General features: G+C 66.6%; 25 protein-coding genes. 13 read left to right on the top strand and 12 right to left on the bottom strand.

The features are described 5' to 3' along the window. Nucleotides 1–54: 54 nt before the first annotated feature. The 3 genes from AC3A6B_RS22525 to AC3A6B_RS22515 all read right to left on the bottom strand — a co-directional run bounded on the left by AC3A6B_RS22525 (nucleotide 55) and on the right by AC3A6B_RS22515 (nucleotide 3,471). A complete protein-coding gene (locus AC3A6B_RS22525; RefSeq protein WP_093107358.1) occupies nucleotides 55–489 on the bottom strand; it encodes a barstar family protein in 435 nt (144 codons plus the stop codon). Nucleotides 490–536: 47 nt separating this feature from the next. Further along, entirely contained in the window at nucleotides 537–950 is a 414-nt protein-coding gene (locus tag AC3A6B_RS22520; protein WP_487838875.1) for a guanyl-specific ribonuclease, read from the bottom strand. Nucleotides 951–1,131: 181 nt separating this feature from the next. After that, nucleotides 1,132–3,471 (bottom strand): NADP-dependent malic enzyme, encoded by a 2,340-nt coding sequence (locus AC3A6B_RS22515; RefSeq protein ID WP_487838874.1) that lies wholly within the window; start codon nucleotides 3,469–3,471, stop codon nucleotides 1,132–1,134. Between the two features lie 158 nt (nucleotides 3,472–3,629). On the opposite strand from AC3A6B_RS22515, the gene AC3A6B_RS22510 reads away from it, so the two are divergent. From AC3A6B_RS22510 to AC3A6B_RS22480, 7 genes are all read left to right on the top strand, one after another. Continuing rightward, nucleotides 3,630–4,688 (top strand): SPFH domain-containing protein, encoded by a 1,059-nt coding sequence (locus tag AC3A6B_RS22510; protein ID WP_487838873.1) that lies wholly within the window; start codon nucleotides 3,630–3,632, stop codon nucleotides 4,686–4,688. Between the two features lie 77 nt (nucleotides 4,689–4,765). Further along, nucleotides 4,766–6,244 carry a DUF4178 domain-containing protein gene (locus AC3A6B_RS22505; RefSeq protein ID WP_487838872.1) on the top strand — a complete coding sequence of 493 codons (1,479 nt, stop codon included), beginning with the start codon at nucleotides 4,766–4,768 and terminating at the stop codon, nucleotides 6,242–6,244. Nucleotides 6,245–6,265: 21 nt separating this feature from the next. Further along, on the top strand, nucleotides 6,266–6,487 hold the full coding sequence (locus AC3A6B_RS22500) for a DUF350 domain-containing protein (protein WP_214695794.1): 222 nt from the start codon (nucleotides 6,266–6,268) through the stop codon (nucleotides 6,485–6,487). Nucleotides 6,488–6,498: 11 nt separating this feature from the next. Continuing rightward, nucleotides 6,499–8,043, top strand: coding sequence for a polyamine aminopropyltransferase (locus AC3A6B_RS22495; protein ID WP_487838871.1), 1,545 nt, complete (start codon nucleotides 6,499–6,501; stop codon nucleotides 8,041–8,043). After that, on the top strand, nucleotides 8,044–9,612 hold the full coding sequence (locus tag AC3A6B_RS22490; protein ID WP_487838870.1) for an FAD-dependent oxidoreductase: 1,569 nt from the start codon (nucleotides 8,044–8,046) through the stop codon (nucleotides 9,610–9,612). A 197-nt stretch (nucleotides 9,613–9,809) separates the two neighbouring features. Continuing rightward, complete coding sequence (locus tag AC3A6B_RS22485; protein WP_487838869.1) at nucleotides 9,810–10,178, top strand: TA system antitoxin ParD family protein; 369 nt, start codon at nucleotides 9,810–9,812, stop codon at nucleotides 10,176–10,178. Then, a complete protein-coding gene (locus AC3A6B_RS22480; protein ID WP_487838868.1) occupies nucleotides 10,178–10,777 on the top strand; it encodes an ATPase in 600 nt (199 codons plus the stop codon). Before AC3A6B_RS22485 ends, AC3A6B_RS22480 begins: the two co-directional genes overlap by 1 nt. Here the strand turns inward: AC3A6B_RS22480 and AC3A6B_RS22475 are convergent. Continuing rightward, entirely contained in the window at nucleotides 10,774–12,159 is a 1,386-nt protein-coding gene (locus AC3A6B_RS22475) for an aminopeptidase P N-terminal domain-containing protein (protein WP_487838867.1), read from the bottom strand. The two genes, AC3A6B_RS22480 and AC3A6B_RS22475, sit on opposite strands and share 4 nt — an antisense overlap. A 306-nt stretch (nucleotides 12,160–12,465) precedes the next feature. On the opposite strand from AC3A6B_RS22475, the gene AC3A6B_RS22470 reads away from it, so the two are divergent. Beyond that, nucleotides 12,466–14,274 carry a hypothetical protein gene (locus AC3A6B_RS22470; protein ID WP_487838866.1) on the top strand — a complete coding sequence of 603 codons (1,809 nt, stop codon included), beginning with the start codon at nucleotides 12,466–12,468 and terminating at the stop codon, nucleotides 14,272–14,274. A gap of 292 nt (nucleotides 14,275–14,566) precedes the next feature. Beyond that, nucleotides 14,567–17,152 carry a hypothetical protein gene (locus tag AC3A6B_RS22465; protein ID WP_487838865.1) on the top strand — a complete coding sequence of 862 codons (2,586 nt, stop codon included), beginning with the start codon at nucleotides 14,567–14,569 and terminating at the stop codon, nucleotides 17,150–17,152. 15 nt (nucleotides 17,153–17,167) lie between these two features. On the opposite strand, the gene AC3A6B_RS22460 is transcribed toward AC3A6B_RS22465, so the two are convergent. Both AC3A6B_RS22460 and AC3A6B_RS22455 read right to left on the bottom strand, forming a co-directional pair. Further along, on the bottom strand, nucleotides 17,168–17,893 hold the full coding sequence (locus tag AC3A6B_RS22460) for a nucleotidyltransferase family protein (RefSeq protein WP_487838974.1): 726 nt from the start codon (nucleotides 17,891–17,893) through the stop codon (nucleotides 17,168–17,170). Nucleotides 17,894–17,904: 11 nt separating this feature from the next. Continuing rightward, complete coding sequence (locus AC3A6B_RS22455) at nucleotides 17,905–18,297, bottom strand: S-adenosylmethionine decarboxylase family protein (RefSeq protein ID WP_487838864.1); 393 nt, start codon at nucleotides 18,295–18,297, stop codon at nucleotides 17,905–17,907. A gap of 103 nt (nucleotides 18,298–18,400) precedes the next feature. Between AC3A6B_RS22455 and tkt the strand changes: the two genes are divergently transcribed. Both tkt and gap read left to right on the top strand, forming a co-directional pair. After that, the gene (gene tkt, locus AC3A6B_RS22450) at nucleotides 18,401–20,452 is read left to right on the top strand and encodes a transketolase (protein WP_487838863.1); all 2,052 of its coding nucleotides are present in this window, start codon (nucleotides 18,401–18,403) and stop codon (nucleotides 20,450–20,452) included. Between the two features lie 46 nt (nucleotides 20,453–20,498). Beyond that, nucleotides 20,499–21,500, top strand: a complete 1,002-nt coding sequence (gap, locus tag AC3A6B_RS22445) for a type I glyceraldehyde-3-phosphate dehydrogenase (protein ID WP_093107137.1) — start codon at nucleotides 20,499–20,501, stop codon at nucleotides 21,498–21,500. Between the two features lie 55 nt (nucleotides 21,501–21,555). Here gap and AC3A6B_RS22440 read toward each other — a convergent pair whose 3' ends face one another. From AC3A6B_RS22440 to AC3A6B_RS22425, 4 genes are all read right to left on the bottom strand, one after another. Next, nucleotides 21,556–21,864 carry a putative quinol monooxygenase gene (locus AC3A6B_RS22440; RefSeq protein WP_487838862.1) on the bottom strand — a complete coding sequence of 103 codons (309 nt, stop codon included), beginning with the start codon at nucleotides 21,862–21,864 and terminating at the stop codon, nucleotides 21,556–21,558. Nucleotides 21,865–22,066: 202 nt separating this feature from the next. Further along, on the bottom strand, nucleotides 22,067–22,351 hold the full coding sequence (locus AC3A6B_RS22435; RefSeq protein WP_487838861.1) for a hypothetical protein: 285 nt from the start codon (nucleotides 22,349–22,351) through the stop codon (nucleotides 22,067–22,069). A gap of 332 nt (nucleotides 22,352–22,683) precedes the next feature. Further along, a complete protein-coding gene (locus tag AC3A6B_RS22430) occupies nucleotides 22,684–23,433 on the bottom strand; it encodes an alpha/beta fold hydrolase (RefSeq protein ID WP_487838860.1) in 750 nt (249 codons plus the stop codon). Next, nucleotides 23,430–24,455 (bottom strand): M14 family zinc carboxypeptidase, encoded by a 1,026-nt coding sequence (locus AC3A6B_RS22425; protein WP_487838859.1) that lies wholly within the window; start codon nucleotides 24,453–24,455, stop codon nucleotides 23,430–23,432. Before AC3A6B_RS22425 ends, AC3A6B_RS22430 begins: the two co-directional genes overlap by 4 nt. Nucleotides 24,456–24,537: 82 nt before the next feature. Between AC3A6B_RS22425 and AC3A6B_RS22420 the strand changes: the two genes are divergently transcribed. Then, nucleotides 24,538–24,669, top strand: a complete 132-nt coding sequence (locus AC3A6B_RS22420; RefSeq protein WP_487838858.1) for a hypothetical protein — start codon at nucleotides 24,538–24,540, stop codon at nucleotides 24,667–24,669. Nucleotides 24,670–24,681: 12 nt separating this feature from the next. Here the strand turns inward: AC3A6B_RS22420 and AC3A6B_RS22415 are convergent, their stop codons facing one another. Both AC3A6B_RS22415 and AC3A6B_RS22410 read right to left on the bottom strand, forming a co-directional pair. Next, entirely contained in the window at nucleotides 24,682–25,110 is a 429-nt protein-coding gene (locus AC3A6B_RS22415) for a VOC family protein (protein ID WP_487838857.1), read from the bottom strand. Between the two features lie 45 nt (nucleotides 25,111–25,155). Next, the gene (locus AC3A6B_RS22410) at nucleotides 25,156–25,563 is read right to left on the bottom strand and encodes a VOC family protein (protein WP_487838856.1); all 408 of its coding nucleotides are present in this window, start codon (nucleotides 25,561–25,563) and stop codon (nucleotides 25,156–25,158) included. A gap of 109 nt (nucleotides 25,564–25,672) precedes the next feature. Between AC3A6B_RS22410 and AC3A6B_RS22405 the strand changes: the two genes are divergently transcribed. Beyond that, nucleotides 25,673–26,317 (top strand): TetR/AcrR family transcriptional regulator, encoded by a 645-nt coding sequence (locus AC3A6B_RS22405; protein ID WP_487838855.1) that lies wholly within the window; start codon nucleotides 25,673–25,675, stop codon nucleotides 26,315–26,317. Nucleotides 26,318–26,320 lie beyond the last annotated feature (3 nt).

The following is a 26,320-nucleotide window of genomic DNA, read 5'->3' as shown; positions in this document are numbered from 1 at the left end:
CGTTCTGTTGAGCCTCGTTCGCCCGTTCTGCTTGGCTGGTGTGTGCAGAACGGGCTACAGAAAAGAATAGAAGCACCTGAACGGTATCTTCCGATCCCCCCAGTAGTCGGCGGCGTCGCGGAAGATGTCGAGCAGTTGCTCGCGGGCTTCCTTGTCGAACTTGGCATTGGCCGGAATCTGCTCGAGCACGATGACGAAGCCGGGCTGCGGGCCCGATTTATGCAACGGGTCGGTCATGCAGTCGTACAGCGCGTCGAAATTCTTGCCGAAATGCTGCGGAAAGGTGAACTGCTGAGCGATCAGATCGAGCACGTCCTGCTTGGTCTGGGCGTTGCCCAGGTTGGCATAGAGGAAGTGCTGGCCCGCCGCATGCGCCGCTTCCTGCAAGTCGCTCACGCGAAAGGCGCGAATCGACTGCACGATATTAGGTCGCACGGAACGAAGGGATAGGGTCATCTCCGCTGGTCTTTCCATAGTTGTCGTCGTCATCATTTCTTCTGGACGCTTGGGTGCGCCGCTCCAATCCAATTCATTGCTCATGGCACGATCCGTCTGAAACTTGCATAGTGGTCCGCCGTGTACCAGCACGTCGCCGGCGCCGTGCGCTCGCCTCCGCAGACGATGCGCCGTGCACCACGGTCACGCGAGCCGGGTGTATCGACCGTGTACTCTCGGTAGTGGCCTCGTCGCTCTCGCGGCAACAGGCGTTCGCGATTGCCGAACACCGTGCCGTCTTTCTCATGCCGGAAGGGACCACCGTTCAATATGGCCCCATAAGTGCGCTGGCCCTGCACCGGCAATTCGGCCAGAGCGATCGTTTCCTGTGCCGGCTGAACGGCGCGGGTGCTGGACCATTCACGGGCCTGGGCTCCGGCAGTGAGGGCTACCAGCACTAAGCTAGTGAGCGCAAACTTGGAGACGCGGGACGTGATCGAGGCGTAAGCCGCCATGGGGCACCAGAAGGAAAAGAGCGAGGGGCCGAATCGGGGGGCAACCTTGGGGTTAACCCGCAAATTCAAGGCCGCAAGTGTGCACCAGGGGCGCGCAAATAGCAAGCGTCTGCTCAATCTTTGAGCAGACGCCAGGGTCTAACCGAGTCTTTGAAGTTAGTGGCCGCTGTCGCGTTGGCGCCTATCGCTCTGCGTTTGCGTCGGCGACGGTGAGCGCTGTCATATTCACGATCCGGCGAACCGTTGCGCTCGCGGTGAGAATATGTACAGGTTTGGCCGCTCCGAGCAGGACCGGGCCAATGGCGATGTTGCCGCCTGCCGCCGTCTTGAGCAGGTTGTAGGAAATATTGGCCGCATCGATGTTCGGGAAGACCAGCAGGTTGGCGTTGCCGGCCAGCGCGCTGTGCGGCATGACGGCGGCACGCTGCTTGCCGTCCAAAGCGACGTCGCCGTGCATTTCGCCGTCGACTTCCAGCCAGGGCGCCTGGACGCGCAGCAGATCGAGGGTCTGGCGCATCTTGACCGCGCTGGGCTGGTTGCTGCTGCCGAAGTTGGAATGCGACAGCAGCGCAGCCTTCGGCTTGAGGCCGAAGCGCATCATCTCCTCGGCCGCCATGGTGGTGATTTCGGCGAGCTCCTCGGGCGTTGGGTCGTAGTTGACGTGCGTGTCGACCAGGAACACCTGCCGGTCGGGCAGAAGCAGGCCGTTCATGCAGGCATAGATCGGCACGTCCTGCGGCGTGTTGGGACAGCCGCCCGGGCGCTTGCCGATCACCTGGTCGATGTAGTGCAGGTGGATGGCGGTGGTGCCCCAGGTGCCGCAGATCATGCCGTCCACGTCGCCCTTGTGCAGCAGCATGGCGCCGATCAGCGTCAGGCGGCGGCGCATCTCGATCTTGGCCGTCTGCACCGTCGTCCCCTTGCGCTCGGTCATGCGGTGGTAGGTCTGCCAGAAGTCGCGGTAGCGGTGGTCGTGCTCGACGTTCACGATGTCGTAGTCCAGCTCTTCCTTGAGACGCAGGCCGAACTTTTCGATGCGCTGGGCAATGATCGCGGGCCGGCCGATGAGCGTGGGCCGCGCGAGGCCTTCGTCCACCACGATCTGCGCCGCACGCAGCACGCGCTCTTCCTCGCCCTCGCAGTAGGCGACCCGCTTCCTCGGTGCGCGCTTGGCGGCATCGAAGATCGGCTTCATCGTGGTGCCGGAGGCGTAGACGAAGCTCTGCAGCTTGTCGCGGTAGGCGTCGAGGTCCGCGATCGGGCGCAGCGCGACGCCGCTTTCGGCCGCCGCCTTGGCCACGGCCGGCGCGATCTTCATCATGAGCCGCGGATCGAAAGGCTTGGGAATCAGGTATTCGGGCCCGAAGCTGAGCTTTTCACCCACGTAGGCAGCGGCCACGCGCTCGCTCTGCTCGGCCTGCGCGAGGTCGGCGATGGCATGCACCGCCGCGACTTCCATCTCGTCGGTGATGGTGGTCGCGCCGCAATCGAGCGCGCCGCGGAAGATGTAGGGGAAGCACAGGACGTTGTTGACCTGGTTCGGATAGTCGGTGCGCCCGGTCGCCATGACCACGTCGCCGCGCACGGCATGGGCGTCCTCGGGCGTGATCTCCGGATTGGGATTGGCCAGCGCGAAGATCACCGGCTTGGCCGCCATCTTCTCCACCATCGCCGGCTTGAGCACGCCGCCGGCCGAGAGGCCGAGGAACACGTCGGCCCCTTCGATCACCTCGCCCAGCGTGCGCGCGGCCGTCTTCTGCATGAACTGGCGCTTGTCGTCGTCCATCAGCTCGGTGCGGCCTTCGTAGACCACGCCCGCGAGATCGGTCACGAACACGTTCTCGCGCTTCAGGCCGACCTTCAGCAGCAGGTTGAGGCAGGCCAGTGCCGCGGCGCCGGCGCCGGAGGCGACCAGCTTGACCTGCGAAATGTCCTTGCCCACCACCTTCAGGCCGTTGAGCATGGCGGCGGCCACCGTGATCGCCGTGCCGTGCTGGTCGTCGTGGAAGACCGGGATCTTCATGCGCTTGCGCAGCTCGCGCTCGACGTAGAAGCAGTCCGGCGCCTTGATGTCTTCGAGGTTGATGGCGCCGAAGGTCGGCTCCAGCGCGGCAATGACCTCCACCAGCTTGGCCGGGTCCTTCTCGTCGATCTCGATGTCGAACACGTCGACGCCGGCGAACTTCTTGAACAGGACGCCCTTGCCTTCCATCACCGGCTTGGCGGCCAGCGGCCCGATGTCGCCGAGACCCAGCACGGCGGTGCCGTTGGTGATGACCGCGACCAGGTTGCCGCGCGCGGTGTACTTGAAGGCGTTGACCGGGTCCTTGACGATCTCCTCGCAAGGTGCCGCCACTCCGGGCGAATAGGCCAGCGCCAGGTCGCGCTGGTTGAGCATCTGCTTGGTCGCCGCGATCGCGATCTTGCCCGGGACCGGAAGCTCGTGGTACTCGAGCGCGGCCCGGCGCAATTCGGCGCGCTTGTCTTCGGGCGTGGAAATCGGGGAGGTCAGATCTGACATGTGCCTTGGCTCCGTGCAACGCTTCTTGTGAGGGGCGCCGATTGTAGACCTCGGGCTTCAAGGGCACGGGCAGGGCGGCGCGAGGCGCAAAAAGCGCCGGAAGCGCCAACCCGATGTGGCAATATGCCCAGCTTAGAAAAACCTGACGAGGAGCGACCATGGCGCTGATGGATTTCATCAAGAAGCAGTTCATCGACATCATCCAGTGGACCGAGACCGGCGACGGAACACTGGCCTGGCGCTTCCCGATGGCCGAGATGGAAATCCAGAACGGCGCCTCGCTCACCGTGCGCGAGTCGCAGATCGCGGTGTTCGTCAACGAGGGCCAGGTGGCCGACGTGTTCGGCCCCGGCATGTACAAGCTCACGACGCAGACGCTGCCCGTGCTCACCTACCTCAAGAACTGGGACAAGCTCTTCGAGTCCCCGTTCAAGAGTGACGTCTACTTCTTCAGCACGCGCCAGCAGGTCGACCAGAAGTGGGGCACGCCCCAGCCGATCACGATCCGTGACAAGGACTTCGGCGCCGTGCGGCTGCGCGCCTTCGGCAACTACAGCTTCCGCATCGGCGACGCCAAGCTGTTCCACACCGAGATCTCGGGCACGCGCGACATCTATTCGGTGGCCGATCTCGACGGCCAGCTGCGCGGCCTGGTGCTGCAGAACATCAGCAACGCGATCGCCTCCAGCGGCGTGCCTTTTCTCGACCTGGCAGCCAACCAGGTCCAGTTCGCGCAGGCGCTTGCCGCGCAGCTGGTGCCGGAGTTCGCCAAGATCGGCATCAAGCTCGAGGCCATCACGGTCCAGAACGTCTCGCTGCCGGAAGAGCTGCAGAAGATCCTCGACCAGAAGATCGGCATGGGCATGGTCGGCAACGACATGGGCAAGTTCATGCAATACCAGACGGCGCAGGCGATCCCCAAGTTCGCCGAGGGCGCCGGCGGCGGCAGCGGCATCGCGGGCGATGCGATGGGTCTGGGCGCCGGCGTGGCGCTGGGCCAGGTGCTGGCCCAGAACCTCTCGCAGGGGCTCAGCCAGAGCAACCCTGCGGCGGCAGCGGGCGCACCGGCGGCGCAGCAGCCGCCTTCCGTCGCCGTGGTCAGCCCGGCCGACGTGATGACCACGCTCGAAAAGCTCGGCGAGCTGAAGACCAAGGGCATCCTCACGCAGGAAGAATTCGACGCCAAGAAGGCGGATCTGCTGAAAAAGCTGGTCTGAGCCGCTTCCGCTTGCGCTGAGCCTGTCGAAGCCTTTCGACCGGTCCGGGGCGAGCGGATCTCTGCCCGTCGCCTTTCGTGGCCACCGACTCCTCCCAGCAGCGCTACTACCGCGCGCCCTGCCCCGGCTGCGGCGCGCCTGTCGAATTCCGCTCGGCGCAGTCGACGCACGCCGTCTGCCCCTATTGCCAGAGCACCGTGGTGCGCCAGGGCGATACGCTCGCGCGCACCGGCAAGATGGCGGAGCTGTTCGACGACTTCAGCCCGCTGCAGCTGTTCGCCGCCGGCCGCATCCAGGACCAGCCCTTCACCCTGATCGGGCGCCTGCAATACAGCCACGACGGCGGGCGCTGGACCGAGTGGATCGCGGCGCTCGACGACGAGCGCACCGGCATCCTGAGCGAGGACAACGGCGCCTTCGTATTTTCGCTGCCCTTCGAGCTGCAGCGCGAGGCCCCGCATCCGGCCGAGCTGCGCGTCGGCGCCACCACCGCCTTCAACGGCCAGAGCTACACGGTGGCTTCCAACGAGCAGGTCCGGCTGGTCTCGGCGCAGGGCGAGCTGCCGCGGCTGCCCGAGCTCGGCCGGCCCTTCGCGGTGGTCGAGTTGCGCAGCGACAAGGGCCTGGTGCTCAGCCTCGAGTACGACAGCCAGCCGCCGGGCGCCTACCTCGGCCGCGCGGTGCAGCTCGAAGACCTGCAGCTCACCGGCCTGCGCGACGAGTCGGCCAAGGACGAGAAGGGCCGCAGCTTCAATTGCCCGAACTGCGGCTCGCCGGTCACCGTCAACCTGTCGGACAGCAAGAGCATCACCTGCCGCGCCTGCGACAGCATCATCGACCTGACGCAGGGCATCGGCGGCGAGCTGAAGCATGCCGTCCAGGACGAGCCGGTCCAGCCGCTGATTCCGATCGGCACCGTGGGCCAGTTCCAGGGTGCGCAGTGGCAGGTCGTCGGCTTCCAGCACCGCATGGGCGTGGCGCCCGGCGACGACGAACATTTCGGCTGGAACGAGTACCTGCTCTACAACAAGAAGCGGGGCTTCAGCTTCCTGGTCGATGCCGAAGACGGCTGGAGCATGGTCAAGCCCACCACCGGCGCGCCGACCATGGCCGAGAACGGTTCCAGGGCCACCTACCTCGGCAAGGTCTATCAGCAGCAATACGCCTACAACGCCGAGACCGGCTACGTGGCGGGCGAGTTCTACTGCCAGGTCGAGCGCGGGCAGAAGACTTTCAACCGCGATTTCGCCAGCGGCAGCGCGCTGTTGTCGATGGAGCGTTCGGCCAAGGAGCTGACCTGGTCCTCGGGCAGCAAGGTCGACAGCGCGGCCGTGGCCGCCGCGTTCAAGCTCGACGGCAAGAAGGACATGTTCAAGCGCGGCGACGCTTTGCCGATCAGCTCGGCGGGCAAGCTGGGCTGCGGCACGATCATCCTGATCATCGTGGTGATCATCATCCTGCTGATCATCCTGAGCACCTGCAGCAGTTCGAGCGGCGGTTCGCGCAGCTCGGGCGGCTCCTACGGCGGCTATTCGAGTGGCGGCGGCCACAAATGACGTTTTTTTCCGGAGGTCCTTATGTTGGGAATTGAATGGTTACGGCCCGCGGCCTTCCTGGGCTCGATCCTCTACGCGGTCATCGGCGTGCTGATGTTCTGGATCACCTTCCTGCTCATCGACAAGTTCACGCCCTATGACCTGTGGCAGGAGATCGTCGAGAAGCAGAACGTGGCGCTGGGGCTTGTGGTGGCTGCGATGAGTCTGGGCATCTGCGTCATCGTCGCCGCAGCGATCCATTGAGCGAGGCGGCCTTGTCCGCGCGCCCTGCCGCTGCGGGCGGCCCGCCGCAGCCCGTCGAGATCGCGCTGCTCGCCAGCGTGTTCGTGGTCGCGGCCTGCGGGCTGGTCTACGAGCTGAGCGCGGCGGCGCTGAGCTCCTACCTTCTCGGCGATTCGGTGCTGCAGTTCAGCACCATCATCGGCACCTACCTGTTCGCGATGGGCGTGGGCTCCTGGCTCTCGCGCTACTTCGAACGCCAGCTGCCGGCGCATTTCCTGCGCATCGAACTGATGGTGGCGCTCGTCGGCGGCGCGCTGCCAGCCTTGCTCTTCATCGCCAACGCCTACGTTCCGGGCGCATTCCGCCTGCTGCTCTACGGGCTGGTGCTGGTGGTCGGCACGCTGGTCGGGCTCGAGATCCCGCTCGTGATGCGCATCCTGCGGCGCAACGTGGCGCTCAAGGACCTGGTCTCGCAGGTCCTGACCTTCGACTACCTCGGCGCGCTCGCGGTGTCGGTCGCTTTTCCGATGTTGCTGGTGCCGCAGCTCGGCATGATCCGCACCGGCCTGCTGTTCGGCCTCATGAACGCGGCGGTGGCGCTGTGGGCGCTCTGGCTGTTTCGCCACGAACTGCGCCGCGTCGGCGCGCATGCGCTGGCCTGTCTGCTGGCGCTGGCCGCGCTGGCCGGCGCCTTCGTGTTCTCCGAGCACATCACGACGCTGGCGGAAGACAAGTTCTACCAGGATCGCATCGTGTTCAGCGCGAGCTCGCCCTACCAGCGCATCGTGGTCACGCGCGGCAGCGCCGGGCATCGCCTGTTCCTCAACGGCAACCTTCAGTTCGCCGAGCGCGACGAGTACCGCTATCACGAGGCGCTGGTGCATCCGGTGATGGCCGCGCACGGCGCGCCGAAGAAAGTCGCCGTGCTTGGCGGCGGCGACGGCATGGCGGTGCGCGAGATCCTCAAGTACCCGTCGGTGGAAAGCGTCACGCTGGTCGAGCTCGATCCGAACATGACGCGGCTCTTCAGCGGGCACGAGACCTTGGCCGCATTGAACGGCGGCGCGCTGAAGTCGTCGAAGGTCCGCATTGTCAACACCGACGCCTTCCAGTGGCTGCAGCAGGCCGGCGAGATCTTCGACGTCATCGTGGTCGATTTCCCCGACCCGACCAACTTCGCGATCGGCAAGCTCTACACCAACTCCTTCTATGCACTGCTCGACAAGCGGCTGGCCGCCAGCGGTTATGCCGTGATCCAGACCACCTCGCCGCTGGTGGCGCGCAAGAGCTTCTGGACCGTGGCCGCCACCGTCGAGTCGGTGGGCCTGCTCGCGACGCCCTATCACGCCCACGTGCCGAGCTTCGGCGAGTGGGGCTACATCATCGCGAGCCGGCGGCCCTATCGGCTGCCCGACGCCTTGCCCGAGGGGCTGCGCTTTCTCGCGCTGCCTGCGGTGCCGCAGCTGTTCGAGTTCCCGCGCGACATGACGCGCCTGCCGGTCGAAGTGAACCGGCTGTCGAACCAGACGCTGGTCACCACCTACGAGCAGGAATGGGGCAAGGTCACGGGCCACTAGATGAAACGCCGTGAATTCCTCGGCGCAGCGGCAGCGGGTGCTGCCGCTGTTGCGGGCTGCGAGGCGCCGCGCCGCATCGAAGGCGGCTTCACCGGCATCGATGTCGAGCGCGGTCACGCGTTGCGCGATGGCGCCTGGCGCGCCGGCGCGCCAGCCAGCGTGCGTCGCACGCGCGTCGTCATCGCCGGCGGCGGCGTGGCCGGCCTCGCCGCCGCACGCGCATTGCGGCTCACCGGCGTCGAGGACTTCGTGCTGCTCGAACTCGAGGACACGGCCGGCGGCAACAGCCGCGGCGGCCAGGTCGGCGGCATCGCCTGCCCGCTTGGCGCGCACTACCTGCCGGTGCCGGGAGACGAGGCGCGCGAAGTGCAGGACCTGCTCGAAGAGCTGGGCCTGCGCCGGCGCGTGGCGGGCCGCTGGGAATACGAGGAGCGCTACCTCTGCCACAGCCCGCAGGAGCGCCTGTTCTTCCAGGGCACCTGGCAGGACGGCCTGTTGCCCGTGCAGGGCGTGGGCGAGGCCACGCTGGCGCAGTACCGCCGCTTCGCGCAGCGTGTGGAGGCCTTGCGTCACGCGGCGCGTTTCTCGATTCCCGTGCTGCGGGCGCAGCCCACGCCGCTCTTGTTGGCGCTGGACGGCGTGTCCTTCGGCGTCTGGCTCGACCGCGAAGGCTTTACCGACCCGCAGCTGCGCTGGTACCTCGACTACAGCTGCCGCGACGACTACGGAGCCGGCATCGGCCAGGTCTCCGCCTGGGCCGGCATCCACTACTTCGCCAGCCGCCATGGCTTCCATGCGCCCGGCGAGGACAGCGCCGAGCGCGATGCGGTGCTGACCTGGCCCGAGGGCAACGGCTGGCTCGCGCGCCGGCTCGCCGATCCGCTCGGCGATCGCTTGAAAGCGGGCCATGCCGTGGTGCGCATCGCGGACACCCGGTCCGGGGTTGAGGTCGATGCCTTCGATGTCGCCAGCCGGTCGCGCGTGCGCTGGCAGGCCGAGCGCTGCATCGTCGCGTTGCCGGTGTTCATCGCCGCGCGCGTGGTGGAGAACCCGCCCGAACTGCTGCGCCATACGGCCGCGCACCTGGGCTACGCGCCCTGGCTGGTCGCCAACGTGCATCTGCGCGGCCCGCTGGCCGACCGGCCCGGCGCGGCGCCGAGCTGGGACAACGTGATCTACGGCACGCGCGGGCTCGGCTATGTCGACGCGCGCCACCAGGCGCTGGACCCGACGCCCGGCGCCACCGTCTTGAGCTGGTACCGCCCGCTCGGCCCCAGCGCCTATGACGGGCCGGACGGCCGCCGCCGGCTGCTCGATCGTCCATGGACGGCCTGGCGCGACGACTTGCTGGCCGAACTCTCGCTGCCCCACGCAGACCTCGCCGGGCTCGCCACCCGCATCGAGATCACGCGTTACGGCCATGCGATGACGATACCGGCGCCCGGCCTGCTCTCCCAGCTCGGCGCGCGAGAGCGCGTCGTTGCTGGCCGGCTGGCCTTCGCGCACAGCGACTGGTCGGGCTATTCGATCTTCGAAGAAGCGTTCACGCGCGGCCATCTCGCAATCTGAACCCACCCCCAGGCTTCGCGCACTTCGTGTCGGCACGCCAACCCCTTGCAGGGGGGCAACACCAGCGGCCCGGCGAAGCCGGTTCCGCGGTGTTTCCCGAAGGGGCTGGCTTCTCGCCGACCACGGCTTGCGGGTTGAGTCCACGCGTTGCGGGATTTTGCTGATTGGCGCAAAATGCGCCAATCAGGAGCGAAACCATGTCCACGGCAACCCCCTTTGCTTCCGTCAAGCTTCCGGCCGCGCTGGTCGACAAGGCGCGCGACGCGGCGCAACCCATGCGCCGCTCGGTGGCCAGCCAGATCGAATACTGGGCCACCCTGGGCCGCGCGCTGGAGCAGGCGGGCCTGTCCACGCAGGATAGCCAAGCACTGATTGCGCGCGAGGAATCGGCGGCCTACGCCGTCGAGGTCAACGTGCAGCCCGACCTCTCGCCCGAACTCGACGCGTTGCATGGCCACGTGCTGGCATTGGCGCAGTCCGGCGCGTTGGCCGAGCGTGCCAAGGTGGCGGTGGCCGAGAACCGCGCCAAGGCAGCGCCCCGTGCGCGTGGCCGCAACGCGGCCTGATGCCGGTTTTGCACCTGATCGCCGGCCCCAACGGCGCCGGCAAGTCGACGCTTTACCGTTACCTGATCCAGCCGCGCTACCCGCAGCTGCCCTTCGTCAACGCCGATCTGTACGAGCGTGAGCAGCTCGGTCATGTCCGCCATGCGGTCCGGCGCTCCGAGGCCGCCCGGGCCTGGGCCGATGCGCAACGCGAGGCGCATCTGGGCGCCGGACAGTCCTTCGTCAGCGAAACCGTTTTTTCGCATCCTTCCAAGCTGCAGCTCATTGCCGATGCGCGTGCGCTCGGCTTCGAGGTGGCGCTGTACATCGTGTGCCTGGACGAGCCGCGCCGGCTGCTGGAGCGCGTGCAGCAGCGCGTCCACGAAGGCGGCCACAGCGTGCCTGCGAACAAGATCCTGGCGCGCTACCCGCGCACGCTCGAGAACCTGCGACAGGCGGTGCGCGAGGTGCAGCTCGCGATGCTGTTCGACGCGACGGATACTGACGCCGGCGGACCGCACCTCGTCGCCTCGGTCGTCGCGGGCCAGCTCCAGCCGCACGGGCCCTGGCTGCCTGCCTGGGCGCACAGGGTGCTGAGCCGGCCGGTCGATGCGGCTTAGGGCCGCATCAGCGCCTCGATTTCGTCGGCCGTGACCGGCACGCCGCGTGAGATCAGCTCGCAGCCGGTCTCGGTGACGATCGCGTCGTCCTCGATGCGGATGCCGATGTTGTGGAACTGCTCCGGCACGCCTTCGCCCGGGCGCACGTAGATGCCCGGCTCGATGGTCAGCACCATGCCCGGCTTCAGGATGCGGCTGGGCCGGTTCTTGATGACTTCGTTGGACAGCGGGTCCTTGCGTTCGCTCACCTCGCCCACCTGGGTCGGCTCGACGTAGCTGCCGCAGTCGTGCACGTCCATGCCCAGCCAGTGGCCGGTGCGGTGCATATAGAAAGGGAAGTAGGCGCGCTGCTCGATCACGTCGTCGACGCTGCCGACCTTGTTGGCGTCGAGCAGACCCAGGTCCAGCATCCCCTGCGCCAGCACCTTCACGGTGGCGTCGTGCGGATCGTTGAAGCGCTGTCCGGCCCGGGTGGCCGCGACCGCCGCGTCCTGGCTCGCGAGCACCAGGTCGTACAAGGCGCGCTGCGGTCCGGTGAACTTGCCGTTGGCCGGAAAGGTCCGCGTGATGTCGCTGGCGTAGCCGTCGAGCTCGCAGCCGGCGTCGATCAGCACCAGCTCGCCGTCGCGCACCGGCGCCGCATCGGCGCGGTAGTGCAGCACGCAGGCATTGGCGCCGGCGGCCACGATCGAGCTGTAGGCCGGGTATTGGGAGCCGCCGAGGCGGAATTCGTGCAGCAGCTCGGCGTCGAGGTGGTACTCGCGCACGTCCTTGCCCTCGCGCAGCATGCGCGCCGACAGCTGCATGGCTCGGATATGACCCCGGGCGCTGATCTGCGCGGCGCGGCGCATGGTGTCCTGCTCCTGCGCATCCTTGACGAGCCGCATCTCGTCGAGCGGGCCGCACAGATCGCGTTGCTCCTCCGGGCACAGCGCGCCATAGCGCACCCGGGCGCGCACCGCCGACAGCCAGCCGTCGATGCGAGATTCCAGCCCCTTGTGCGTCGCGAACGGATACCAGACGGTCGACCTGTTTTCCAGCAATCGAGGCAAACGGTCGTCAAGTTCGTCGATGGCAAAGGCTTCGTCGATGCCGAGCGCGGCCGGCGCTGCTTCCGGTCCCAGCCGGTAGCCGTCCCAGATTTCCCGCTCCAGGTCCTTGGGCGCGCAGAACAGGGTGGCACGACCTTCGCTTGTGAGGACCAGCCAGGCATTCGGCTCCGTGAAGCCCGTCAGGTAATAGAAATAGCTGTCGTGGCGGTACAGGAAATCGCTGTCCCGATTGCGCTGCCGCTCGGGCGCGGTGGGAATGATGGCGATTCCGTCGGTACCCAAATAAGTAGAAAGACGTACACGGCGTGCGGCTAGATGAGTTGCGGTCATAACGTCACTATGCAATACCTTTGTAACTCCCCTAGGGGAGAGTGGAAACACATAAGGAAAAGATTTGCAAGAAGGGTTGCCCAGTAGGACTGCGCCCACGTACAAACGCACATCTTTGTCAAATTGGAGGTGTTTTTGTTGAAATTTATCCATAAAAGCGCGCTTCTCCTGGTTGTTGCCACGGGCGCGTTATCAGCTTGTGGAGGTGGAGGGGGAGGAGGCGGCGGCGGCGGCTTCGCTGGCCTCGCTGCTGTGAGTGATCCGGGTACGGGCACAACGTCCGCCGGCACGCCAATTCCGAATGATGTGCTCGACAGCGCCGGCAATCCGTCGGCCGATGCCTACAGGTCGACCGCTGCCCAGTTCGCGAAAGATGCAGGCATTGCCTACCGCTATGGCAACGCCCCGGCGGTGAACAACACCGGCATCCCGACCCTGGCAGGCCGCGCAGACCAGACGATGAGCTACCACGCCGGCACTTGGCAGGTCGGCGGCCCCGTCCTGCCGGACGCCGGCCTCTATTCGACCAACCAGGCGCACGTCGGCTTCGTCGCCGACAACCCGGCTGCGCGCGTTGGCGTGGGCGATCTGCAGATTACCGCGATCGATCACAACACCTTCTCGCAGGCGCCGCAGCTGCCCTGGCAGGAAGCGGCCGCGTGGGACGGTAGCGCCGGGCGCGACAACTACAACATCAGCACCTACAAGGCAGCCGGCCAGGTGACCGGCGAGCCGGTGGCGGTGGCGCGTTGCGGCGGCCGCGTGGGCTTCTGCGCAACTTCCCTCGTGGCGTTCCAGAACGGCCTGATCGGCACCGCTGGCACCAACACCGCCAACAACCGTGTCTCGGTCAAGCTGCCCGCCAACAAGGTGCCGACCGGCATCGCCATGACCAACACCAGCGAATACGCGTTGGTGACGGTGTGGGACACGACGGCACTCAAGGGCCAGGTGGCGGTGATCTCGCTGGCGGGGCTGTGCAACAACTGCGATCCCTACAACCCCAATGGCGGAAACGCGACGGGCATTCGCGATACGAAGTACAGCGCCTGGTACGACTGGTGGCATGAATGGTTTGGCGTCTATCCCGGGCTGCCGAACATGGGCAACATCGCCTTCATGAAGGTGTTGGGCTATGTTGACCTGCCGGGCATGAATGCGCCGACCGAGATCGCGGTCACCACCGGCTTCGATCAATTCCAGACTTCCTTGCCGGAGAAGAATGGCGAGTTCATGGGCCAGACCTACTCGCCCCTGACCGATGCGGCCAAGCGGGCAAGCTTCAGCGGCTCCGGCTCCAATGCCAATCGGTACGCCAAGGCAGGTGTGGCGGTGGTCATCTCCAAGTCGGAGAAGAAGGCCGCCTTCATCGACCTGAAGCCGCTGTTCAGCTACGTCAACAGCGTCTACTTCGGCAGCGGTCCGACGGAGTTCACGAACCTGGGTCAGGCCGACAACCAGTGGCCGTACACCTTCGCCAACAAGCCGCAGCAGATGCCGACGGTGATCAGCACGGTGGCGCTGGATGACCGGCCGACGGCGGTGCGCACCACGCTGTTCGGCAGCGTGCACCGCGCCTGGATTGCCACCGAGAGCGGCTCGCTGCGCATCTACGGCCTGGGCAACGTGCCCGCCGGCACCACGGCGGGGGACGTCGTCGAGAAGAGCCGTGTCGCGATCGGCAAGAACCCGACCTCGCTGGCGATCTCGAAGATCGATCCGGACGACACCAGCTTCGAACCGTTGAACCGCCAGGTGCTGGTGGCCTCGCGCGGCGATCGCAAGATCCAGTGGGTGCGCTTCGCCGCCGACGGCAACAGCGGCAGCGTGGTTCGCACCTTGCAGGACTCGCGCATCGTCGACCCCGTTGCGGTTGAAGATGCCGACAATTTCTCGAACGTCGGACATGTGCTGACAATCGCGGATTACAGCGGCAAAAAGGTATCGAACTATCGCTATGGTCCGGTGTTCTTCTCCGACCGTGGTGGCTCTTGGACTTGTCAGCCGCCAGGGGGTTGCCCCGTCCAGGCGACCGGCGACGTGAAGATGGAGTTCGGAGGCAGCTATGCCATGGAAGGCAAGCCCTTCCAGCTCAAGACCGCCAACGTGCCTTGATCCGCTGCGAACTGCGATCAAGTTGAAACTTGCGGCCCGCTTATGCGGGCCGCTTTTTTTTGCCTCGTCGCGGCGAAATCAAGCTTCCTCTCTCTTTGAGCTGTGCCATATGACAGTAAGAAGTAAGACAACAGCCCAGTGTTCGAATTTGCGTTGAAGTCGTCACCAAGCACAACCTTGGTAACACCGCTCGAGGAGGCCGGAAACACACAGGAAAGGAAGTGCAAGAGAGGTTGCTCGCATCGCGCATCCCCCGTAAAAACCCGGACTTAACCAATTTGGAGGGATTTGCTTGAAAGTCACAGACAAAAGCGCGCTTCTGCTGCTTGTTGCAGCAAGCGCACTCGCAGGTTGCGGGGGTGGTGGTAGCGGCGGCAGTAACGGCGGCGGCGGATTCGTCGGGCTGGCGGAGTCGTCTTCCGCTTCGACCACCACTGCACCTGAAACCGCCGCCACGAAGGAGGCAGCACCGGTCAGCAAGCTCGATGCGAGCTGGATCAAGGTCGCGGATGAGAATCAGTCGTTCACGCTCGGTTCCGCGACAGTCGTGCAATACGGCGCGAACGACACCTATGCCAATAAATCGCTTTCGGGCACCGTGGCGTGCAGCAACGCGACGTTTGGCGACCCGACGCCCTACGTGGCGAAGGCGTGCTACACCCAGACTGCCACGGCACCTGCACCTGCACCTGCACCTGCACCTGCACCTGCACCTGCACCGGCACCCGCCCCCGCCCCCGCCCCCGCCCCCGCACCTGTAGCAGGAACGCGGCTCGCTGGCGAGGGTTCGTCATTCAGCGTTGCCTCTGCCACCCTGGTGCAATACGGGTCCGGTTCGTCGTGGGTCCAGAAGACGGTCAGCGGCACTGGCAGCTGCACCAATGATTTCTTCGGCCGCGACCCCCTGCCTTTCGTCGTGAAGGCTTGCTATTCGCTCGGTGCAGCAACCGCGCCGGCTCCCGCGCCCGCCCCGGCACCGGCCCCCGCGCCTGCGCCTGCTCCGGCGCCCGCCCCGGCACCAGCTCCGGCCCCGGCTCCAGCTCCGGCCCCGGCTCCAGCTCCGGCCCCGGCTCCGGCCCCCGTCTCCGGCGACGTCGTCGACAGCGCCGGCAACGTGCAGGCCAGCGCGTACCGTGCCATGGCACCGGTCCTCGCCAAGGCAGAAGGCATCGCCTACCGCTACGGCAATGCCCCGACCGTGAACAACACCGGCATCCCGACGCTGTTCAAGCGCGCGGACCAGACCATGAGCTACCACTCCGGCACCTGGCAGGTCGGTGGCCCGGTCCTGAGCGAGTCCGGCCTGTACATGACCAACCAGGCGCATGTCGGCTTCGTCGCCGACAACACCGCAGTGCGCATGGGCGTGGGCGACCTGCAGATCTCGGCGATCGACCACAACACCTTCGCGCAAGCGCCGCAGCTGCCCTGGCAGGAAGCGGCCGCGTGGGACGGCAGCGCCGGACGCAACAACTACAACGTCACCACCTACAAGACCGCCGGCCTCACCACCGGCGAGCCGGTGGCGGTGTCGCGTTGCGGCGGTCGCGTGGGCTTCTGCGCGGTCTCGCTGGTGGCCTTCAACAACGGCCTGATCGCCACCGCCGGCACCAACACCGCCAACAACAAGGCGTCGGTCAAGCTGCCCGCCAACAAGGTGCCGACCGGCATGGCGATCACCAACACCAGCGAATACGCGCTGGTGACGGTGTGGGACACGACGGCACTCAAGGGCCAGGTGGCGGTGATCTCGCTGGCGGGGCTGTGCAACAACTGCAATCCCTACGACCGGTCGAAGAACGGCAGCTACGACGCCTGGTACGACTGGTGGCATGAGTGGGACGCGGTGTACCCGGGCCTGCCGAACATGGGCAACATCGCCTTCATGAAGGTGCTGGGCTATGTCGACCTGCCGGGCATGAATGCGCCGACCGAGATCGCGGTGACCACCGGCTTCGACCCGTTCCAGACGGCGCTGCCCGAGCAGTACGGCGAGTTCATGGGGCGGACCTACTCGCCCCTGACCGATCCGGCCAAGCGCGCGACCTTCTCGGGTTCCGGCAAGAACGCGAATCGGTATGCCAAGGCGGGCGTGGCAGTGGTCATCTCCAAGTCGGAGAAGAAGGCCGCCTTCATCGACCTGAAGCCGCTGTTCAGCTATGTCAACAGCGTCTACTTCGGCACCGGTCCGACGGAGTTCACGAACCTGGGTCAGGCCGACAACCAGTGGCCGTACACCTTCGCCAACAAGCCGCAGCAGACGCCGACGGTGATCTCGACCGTGTCGCTGGACAGCAAGCCGACCGCGGTCAAGACCACGGTCTTCGGCAACGTGCACCGCGCCTGGGTCGCGACCGAAGAAGGTTCGCTGCGCATCTACGGCCTGGGCAACGTGCCGACGGGCACCACCGCGACGGACGTCGTCGAGAGGAGCCGTGTCGCGATCGGGAAGAACCCGACCTCGCTGGCACTCTCGAAGATCGATCCGGACAGCGGCGTCGATGCGAACAACCAGCAGGTGCTGGTGGCCTCGCGCGGCGATCGCAAGATCCAGTGGGTGCGCTTCGCCGCCGACGGCAACAGCGGCAGCGTGGTTCGCACCCTGCAGGACTCGCGCATCGTCGATCCGATCGCGGTGGAGGATGCCGACAACTTCGCCACCAACAACATGGTGCTGAGCATCGCGGACTACACCGGCAAGCAGGTGTCGAACTATCGCTATGGTTCGGTCATCTTCGCCGACCGGGGTGGCTCCTGGGCTTGCCAGCCGCCCACCGGTTGCCCGGTGCAGGGCACCGGCGGCATGAACATGGAGTTCGGCGGCAGCTTCGCGATGGAAGGCCGGCCCTTCCACATCAGGACGGCCAACGTGCCCTGATCGTCCGACTGTGATCTAGCCTGTTGACGGCCCGCCTTGTGCGGGCCGTTTTTCTTGGTTCAGCGCGGCCAGGCGCTCGGGCGTGCCGACGTCGGTCCAGGCGCCGGCGTAGAGCTCGGCGCCGACCTGTCCATCCTTCATGGCGGCACGCAACAGGGGCGCGAGGGGCGCCTTCGTGCCGTCGGGGTTGCCCGCCGCAATGGCGCAGTACGGCGGCGCGAAAAGCGCCGCGCGGTAGAGGCCGATGGTCGAGAAGGTGTACTTCTCGGTCGCGTCGCTCAGCGCCAGCCCCGTGGGCGAGATTCCGAAATCGCCGCGCGGATTGTGTGGCGGATTCGGCACCAGCCACAGATGCGCGAGCCGGCCGCTGGCTGCGAAGCGCTCGACGGCCTGCTGCGTGAACTCGAACTCCGGCGCGAACACGTCGCCCGCCAGCACCCAGAAGATGTCCCCCAGGAGCGGCAGCGCACGCACGATGCCGCCCGCCGTCTCGAGCGCACCGCCGAAATCGCGGCCCTCGTGGGAATAGGCAATGTCGGAAGACGCATGGCGGGACCCGAAGCGAAGCGGAATCTGCTCACCCAGCCAGTCGGTATTGACCACGAGCTCGGTGAAGCCGCCCGCCGCCAGCGCCTCCATCGGCCATTGCATCAGCGGCTTGCCCTGAACCTCGAGCAAGGGCTTGGGCGTGAGATCGGTCAGCGGCCGCATGCGCTCGCCGCGCCCGGCGGCGAGGATCATTGCCTGGATACTCACGCCGGCTCGGCCTTCCTGATCGCGCCGCGCGTCAATGCGTGCCTTTCCGCGCGGCCCGGCGAGAACAGCGCCTCCAGCGCCTCGATCACCGCCTTCGCCTTGGCCGAGTGGTCGGCGCCGAAGTTGCACACATAGACGTCGAGCGTCACGCCGCGCTGCTCGGGCCAGGTGTGGACGCACAGGTGCGACTCCGCCAGCAGCACGGTCGCTGTCACGCCGCCCGGCCCCAGCGGCGTGGCCGGAAAGGCATGCAACAGCGTGCCGACCGCCTGCAGCCCGGCAGCCTCCACCGCCTTGACGCAGGCCGCGCCGATGGCGTGGGCGTCCACCAGCCAATGCGTCCCGCAGCGGCAATCGTGAAGGTCGGCGGTGAGGTGCAAGCCATGCATGGGCGGCACTCTAGCAGCCCCAAGCTGTGCTTCGGACGACCCCCGAAGCGCGCCCGTTAAAATACCGGGTTCCCCCTAACCTGCCCCCCAGAAAGCCGATCAGATGGCCAACCAAGCCTTGATGGCCAACGCGATTCGCGCGCTGGCAATGGATGCCGTTCAACTTGCAAACTCGGGGCATCCGGGCGCACCGATGGGCATGGCCGACATGGCGGTCGCGCTGTGGGGCGAGCACCTGCAGCACAACCCCGTCAATCCGCAATGGTTCGACCGCGACCGCTTCGTGCTGTCCAACGGCCATGCTTCGATGCTCATCTACGCGGTGCTGCATCTCACGGGCTATGCGCTGCCGGTCGAGGAGCTCAAGCGCTTCCGCCAGCTGCACAGCAAGACCGCCGGCCACCCCGAAACCGGCGTGACGCCCGGCGTCGAAACCACCACCGGCCCGCTGGGCCAGGGCATCACCAACGCGGTCGGCTTTGCGCTGGCCGAAAAGCTGCTGGCCGCCGAGTTCAATCGCAAGCACCACGCGATCGTCGACCACTACACCTACGCCTTCCTTGGCGACGGTTGCCTGATGGAAGGCATCAGCCACGAGGCCGCCGCGCTGGCCGGCGCCTGGAAGCTCGGCAAGCTGATCGCGCTTTACGACGACAACGGCATCTCGATCGACGGCCCCGTCAAGCCCTGGTTCATCGACAACACCGAAGAGCGCTTCAAGGCCTACGGCTGGAACGTGATCGGACCGATCGACGGCCATGACGTGAAGGACGTGTCCAAGGCGATCGAGAAGGCCAAGAAGCACACCGACCGGCCGACGCTGATCATCTGCAAGACGCAGATCGGCAAGGGCAGCCCGAACCGCGCCAACACCGCCAAGGCGCACGGCGAGCCGCTGGGCGCCGACGAGATCGGCCTCACGCGCACGGCGCTGCAATGGGCGCACGAGCCCTTCGAACTGCCGCACGCCGTGTACGAAGAGTGGGATGCCAAGGCCGCCGGCGCGCAGCGTGAAGCCGCATGGAACGACAAGTTCGCCGCCTACGCGACGCAGTACCCCGACCTGGCAGCCGAGTTCACGCGCCGCATGAAGGGCGAGCTGCCGAAGAACTTCCACCAGACCGCCTTCGACACCGTCGTCGCCGCCCACACCAAGGGCGAGACCGTGGCTTCGCGCAAGGCCTCGCAGCTCGCGCTCGAAGCCTTCACCGCCGCCCTGCCCGAACTGCTGGGCGGCAGCGCCGACCTGACCGGCTCCAACCTCACCAACACCAAGAGCACGCCCGCCCTGCGCTTTGACAAGGACGGCGCCGTGGTCCGCACCGAGGGCAACGAGCAGCTTCCCGACGGCCTGCCGGGCCGCCACATCAACTACGGCGTGCGCGAATTCGGCATGGCGGCCATCATGAACGGCGTGGCGCTGCACGGCGGCTTCATTCCCTACGGCGGCACCTTCCTGACCTTCAGCGACTACAGCCGCAACGCGATCCGCATGGCGGCGCTGATGAAGCAGCGCGTGATCCACGTCTTCACGCACGACTCCATCGGCCTCGGCGAAGACGGCCCGACGCACCAGTCGATCGAGCATGCCGCCTCGCTGCGCCTGATCCCGAACCTCGACGTCTGGCGTCCCGGCGACACCGCCGAGACCGCGGTGGCCTGGGCCATCGCGTTGCAGAACGCCGACCGCCCCACCGCGCTGCTGCTGTCGCGCCAGAACCTGCCTTATTCGCCGAAGAAGGAGCTGGGCGACATCAGCCGAGGCGCCTACGTGCTGGCCGAGCCGGAGGCCGTCGGCATCAAGAACAAGAAGCTCAAGGCCGTCATCATTGCCACCGGCTCCGAAGTGCAGCTCGCGCTGAAAGCACAGGAACTGCTGGCCGCCAGGAACATCGGCGTTCGCGTCGTCTCCATGCCGTCCACCACCACCTTCGACCGCCAGGACGTGGCGTATAAGAAGAGCGTGCTGCCCAAGGGATGCCCGCGCATCGCGGTCGAAATGGGCGCCACCGACGGCTGGTGGAAGTACGGCGTCGCGGCCGTCGTCGGCATCGACACCTACGGCGAGTCGGCACCCGCCGGCGTGCTGTTCAAGCATTTCGGATTCACGGCAGAGAACGTCGCTGCCACGGTCGAGGCGGCGCTCAAGCGCTGACCATCGACCGCATCACCCAGTTTTCAACCCTCCAGGAGCAAAGCACATGGCTATCAAACTCGGCATCAATGGCTTCGGTCGCATCGGTCGCAACGTTCTCCGCGCAGCGGTGCAGAACTTCAAGAACGACATCGAGATCGTTGCGATCAACGACCTGCTCGAGCCCGACTACCTGGCTTACATGCTCCAGTACGACTCGGTGCACGGCCGCTTCCAGGGCGAGATCAACGTCGAGGGCAACACGCTCATCGTCAACGGCAAGAAGATCCGCCTCACGCAGGAGCGCGACCCGGCGCAACTCAAGTGGAGCGACGTCGGTGCCGACATCGTGCTCGAATCCACCGGTCTCTTCCTGACCAAGGAAACCGCGCAGAAGCACATCGATGCCGGCGCCAAGAAGGTGATCCTGTCCGCGCCCAGCAAGGACGACACGCCCATGTTCGTCTACGGCGTGAACGACAAGAAGTACGCCGGCGAGGCCATCATCAGCAACGCCAGCTGCACCACCAACTGCCTGGCGCCACTGGCCAAGGTGCTGAACGACAAGTGGGGCATCAAGCGCGGCCTGATGACCACCGTGCACGCCGCCACCGCCACCCAGAAGACCGTCGACGGCCCGAGCAACAAGGACTGGCGCGGCGGCCGCGGCATCCTGGAAAACATCATTCCCTCCAGCACCGGCGCGGCCAAGGCGGTGGGCGTGGTGATCCCCGAGCTCAACAAGAAGCTCACCGGCATGAGCTTCCGCGTGCCGACCTCCGACGTCTCGGTGGTCGACCTCACGGTGGAGCTGGTCAAGGAAGCCACCTACAAGGAAATCTGCGCCGAGATGAAAGCGCAGAGCGAAGGCGCGCTCAAGGGCGTGCTGGGCTACACCGAGGACAAGGTGGTCGCCACCGACTTCCGCGGCGACCCGCGCACCTCGATCTTCGACGCCGAGGCCGGCATTGCGCTGGACGGCACCTTCATCAAGCTCGTGAGCTGGTACGACAACGAGTGGGGCTACTCGAACAAGTGCCTGGAGATGGTGCGGGTTGTGGCGAAGTAAATCGCCGCTCTGCCCAGCGACAGACGCGCCTTCGGGCGCGTTCTGCTTTCTGGGTCTACACCGGCTCCAGCACGTGGATGACCCGGTTCTCGGTCCAGTCCTTGACCTTGGCGCCGTAGGCCGCCATGTGCGGCGCAGCGGCATGGGCCTGCAGCGCTCCCAGCGTTTCCCACTTCTCGATCACGACGAAGGTGTCGGCGCCGAAGGAGCCGCGCGAGGGCGGCGTGCCGGCGGCATCCACCGTAGCGGCGTATTCGATGCAGCCCTGCTCGGCCAGCACCGCGGGCCGGTTGGCACGGAAGGCTTCGAGGATCCGATCGCGTTGGCCGGGCTTGGCCGTGATGACGGCGACGACGTGAATCATGGACAGGTGCTCCTTTGCAATGGAGCGTCGAATTTAGAGCCAGGAAGCCGTTCGCGCCTGTCGCGTCGGGGGCGGCCCCTGTCAAGCCCTGGCGCCCAGCAGCCCGGCCGGCACCAGCGGCGCTCGGGCATCTCGTGGGCGTGGTGGAGCTGCATGCCTTGCGTCGCGAAGCTCATGACGCCGCGGCGCCGAAGCGCGACGGTCACGATCTTGTGGTCGAAGGACAGCGCATCGCGGCCCACGGACGGCCGCCGACCCCCGCGCCTGCCAGGCGAACCCATCGCGCCACGTCGGCCAGGGTGAGCCCAGCTGTTCGCGGCAGACGCGCGCCGAACGCCGGCAGCAGGGTATCGGCATACCACTGCCATCGCGGCGAGAGCACGGTGAACGGCCCGATAAGCGCGCCCGCGAAGGGCTCGTACACCGGGATCCCCTGGGTCAGCGCGAGCTGCTCGAGCCGTTGCGCGGCGCCCATCTTCTTCCACATGCGACGCCGGCGGGTTCGACCCCGTCAAGTTCACAAGCCTGGACCGGATCACCGCAGCCGCCACGACCGACCGTTTCGACGGCTACGTGCTCGACTGGATCCTCGTCAGGGGCGGAGAAAGGGTCTCCGCGTAGGCCTGATCGCGTCAATTCGCTCACGCGATGCACACTGCCCAATCATTGTCCTGACAGGCGAAGTACGAACAGGGATCGCCGACGAAGCCGACATCGCGGCCGCCATGACGAAATACCGTCTGAAGTTCTTCGAGAAGCCGGCTCGCCTGTCGATTCTTTCAGCAGCCCTCGCCGGCGCTCTCTCCGGCGCATGACCGCCTAAGGGCCGGCCCAGCGGCCGACCTGCTCCGCCAGCCAGGGGCCATCGTCCAGCGGCAGGTCATGGCCGGCGGTGGGGTGTTCGACCAGCTCGACGCCCCACTGCCGCGCCAGGCGCCGCGAGCAGCGCACGTCAACCAATGCGTCGCGCGCGCTTGCCAGCGCCAGCAAGGGCACGGCTGGCGCCTGTGACGGCGCACGGTAGCGCGCCGCGGCCAGCAGTTGCCGCAAGGCGTTGGATGGCGACACCGGACGGGCTTGGCGCAGCGCCGTCCAGTGGTCGACCACGGGCGCGCGGGGCTGCAGGTGGCGGCTGGTCAGGCGCAGGATGGTTTCTTCGCGCTGTCGCGCCGTCCGGCGCGCGAACAGAAGGCCGAGCAAGGCGCCGTAGTTCGCTGTGCGCAGGCGCCGGTACCAGGGACTGAAGGGGCGCAGGCTGGTGTTGATCAGCACGCAGCCGGCAAGCTCCTGGGGATGCTTCGCGGCCCAGTCCACTGCGACCATCGCACCGAGCGACATGGCGAGCAGATGGAAGGGCGGCTCGATGGCCAGGGCTTGCAATTGCTGGCGGCAGCTTTCCATCGTCGCCTCGATCCGCGCCGGGCTGCGTGCCTGGTTCAATCGCCCGTTGCCGGGAAGGTCGAGCGCCACGATGCGGGCCCCCGGCAGGCGATCCTGCAGAAGCGCGGGGAAGTGCCCCCAGTGCCCGCTCTCACGCGTCAACCCGCGCAGCAGGATCCAGGTGCTCATAAGAGTTGTCGTCCGTACCACCTGGCCATCGCCTGCTGTCGGTGATGCGCTCTCTGTTCGCCGGCCGGCAGCCATCGTTCGTAGCTGCAGACGGCGCGGGTGACGAAGTCCAGCCAGCCGATGTGCCGGCGCAGCACGCGCTGCTGCCGGTGCTCGATCATCGGATTGAAGATGCCGTGGCGCGAGAAGATCTGGCGCGGGTTCTTCTTGATCCACAGCCACGAGCCCATCTCGAGCGTCACCGGCAGGAACACCGTGTCCGGCCGGCCGGCGGCGTCCAGGTACAGGTGGTCCCACAGGTCGCCATGGGCCAGGTACTGGCGGCTCTGCGGTTCCAGCTTGTAGCGGTGATGAAGCAGCGTCTGGTCGAGGATTTCGCACAGGGCATGCATCTCGGGAAGATGGGCGATCGGGCGGGCGGTATGCGCATAGGGAAACCATATGCGGTCGGTCAGGCCGAAGCCGGAATGGCAATCCACAGCCACGCTCAGGGGCCGGCCCAGCAGCTCGGTCTCGACCAGCGCGCACAGCGCTGCGCTCTCGCATTCCATCGCTCGGCCCTGGGCACCGCGGTACCACGGCAGGCCGGAACTGATGCGCTGGCCGCCGACCAGGAAAGGCACCCGCTCCTTCGACTCAACCGGCGCATTGCGCATCAGGTCGACGCCGTTGGGATTGGCGCGCGTGCCGAGCCACAGCCCGCCCGGATTGACCAGCGGCATGAAGACCAGGCGCATGGCCTCCAGTTGCCGGTGCAGTGTCTCGTCCCATGCGAGCCGCATCACGATGCTGCGCAGGTAGGCGATCGTCACCTCGGCGCCGATGCGCTCCAGGCCGTGCACGCCGCCGAAGAAGCCCACCGCCGGCGCATCGGCGCGCGCGCTGCCGAGCACGAAGGCCTGCACCGGGAAGCGCCGCTCCCCTGCCGCCACCTCGCACAGCACGCGCTGTTCCATCAGCGGCCCTGCCAGCTCGGCGAGCTTCTGCAGTTCGAGCAGTTCGGGCAGGTCCGTCGGATTCACTCGTCAAATGGAAGTCGGGTGAAACCAGGATAGCGGCATTGCATGCCATCAACGTGTCACACACCGCTCTTAGGGTGGAGCCATGCCTCACATGCTCTGGCCCACCACAAGCCATTCCCTCCGCGCGCTCGGCGGCGCCCTCGTCTGGGGCGTGGTCGAAGTGGTCGCCCTGGCGCGCTCGCGCTGGAGTGCCCGCAGGCACACCAGCCACTGACGCCGGATCAGCTCACTGCGCCAGCACCATCCACGACACGCCGAAGCGGTCGGCCACCATGCCGAAGGCCGGTGAGAAGAAGGTCTTGGCCATCGGCATCTGGACCTGGCCGCCGTCGCTCAGGGCCGCGAAGAGGCGGCGGGCTTCGGCTTCGTCCTTTGCGGTGAGCGCGAGCGAAATGCCCTCGAACTTGGGTCGTCCCGCGGCCATGCCGTCGGAGGCCAGCAGCTCGGTGTCGCCGATCTGGAAGGAGGCGTGCATCACCTTGTCCGGCGAGATGGGCGCGCCCGTGCCGTTGCCGCATCCCTCGGCGGCGCCCTGCGGGTCGGGGTTGTCCTTGAAGCGCATCAGGTCCTTCACCTTGGCGCCCAGCTTGCTGCCGTAGAACTCGAGCGCCTCTTCGCAGCGGCCGTCGAAAAACAGATAGGACTGGACTTTCATTTCGGATCTCCTTGGGGGTGGGTGGGGATATCGCCGATTCCGGCTTCAGCTCTTGGGAAAAGCGCTCATGTCCATGTACGCCAGCTCCCAGAGGTGACCGTCCAGGTCTTCGAAGCCATGCTGGTACATGAAGCCGTGGTCCTGCGCCTTGGTGGGCGTGCTGCCGCCGGCGGCCACCGCCTTGGCGACCTGTGCATCGACCTCGGCGCGGCTGTCGCACGAAAGGCACAGCAGCACCTCGGTGCTCTTCTTGGCGTCGGCGATGGCCTTGGGCGTGAAGGTCTTGAAGAAGCTCTCGACCAAGAGCATCACGTAGATGTTCTCGCTGACGATCATGCAGGTGGCGTTCTCGTTGGTGAACTGCGGGTTGAACTTGAAACCCAGCGCCGTGAAGAACGCGACCGATTTGTCGAGGTTCTTGATGGGCAGGTTCACGTAGATCTGGGTCGCCATGTCTTCTCCTTGGGGAAAGTGCGGTGGGGTTGGGGAAAAGTCACACGTTGTGTACAACGTCCACAAGAAGATAGCAGACATAATGGACGCTGTCCACATGGAATCGAAAATGAGTGTTCCCAGCCTCGTCCCGCCCGTACGCAGCACCTATCGCCATGGCGATCTGCGGCGTGCGCTGCTGGAGGCGGGGGTCGAACTGGCGCGCGCCGGCGGGCCGGAAGCGGTGGTGCTGCGCGAGGCCACGCGGCGTGCCGGCGTGGTGCCCAATGCGGCCTACCGGCACTTCGCGAGCCGGCAGGCGCTCTTGCAGGCGGTGCGCGCTGCCGCACTGGCGGCGGCCGCGACCGCGATGGAAGCCGAGCTCGCGGCGCTGAAGACCGATGGCGATCCCGCTGAAGTCGCGCGCGCGGCGGTGCGCGCCATCGGCGCCGGCTACCTGCGCTTCGCCCAGACCGAGACCGGCCTGTTCCGCACCGCCTTCGGTCCGCCGCTGGACGTGGAAGGCGCGCCGGACGAGGCCAAGGGCGGCCGGAGCGGGCTGAATCCCTTCGAGCTGCTGGGCGCTGCGCTCGATCAGCTGGTCGCGGCCGGCGCGCTGCCGCCCGAGCGCCGACCAGGTGCCGAGTTCCTGGCGTGGTCGGCGGTGCACGGGCTGGCACTGCTCATCATCGACGGGCCGTTGCGCGGCATGCCGCGCGAGCAGACGGATGTGCTGGGCCGGCAATTGCTGGACATGGTCGAAAAGGGCCTCTAGCAG

It is taken from the genome of Variovorax sp. Soil_C_33 (assembly GCF_057656935.1).
This window is presented reverse-complemented; position numbering and strand designations above follow the sequence as displayed.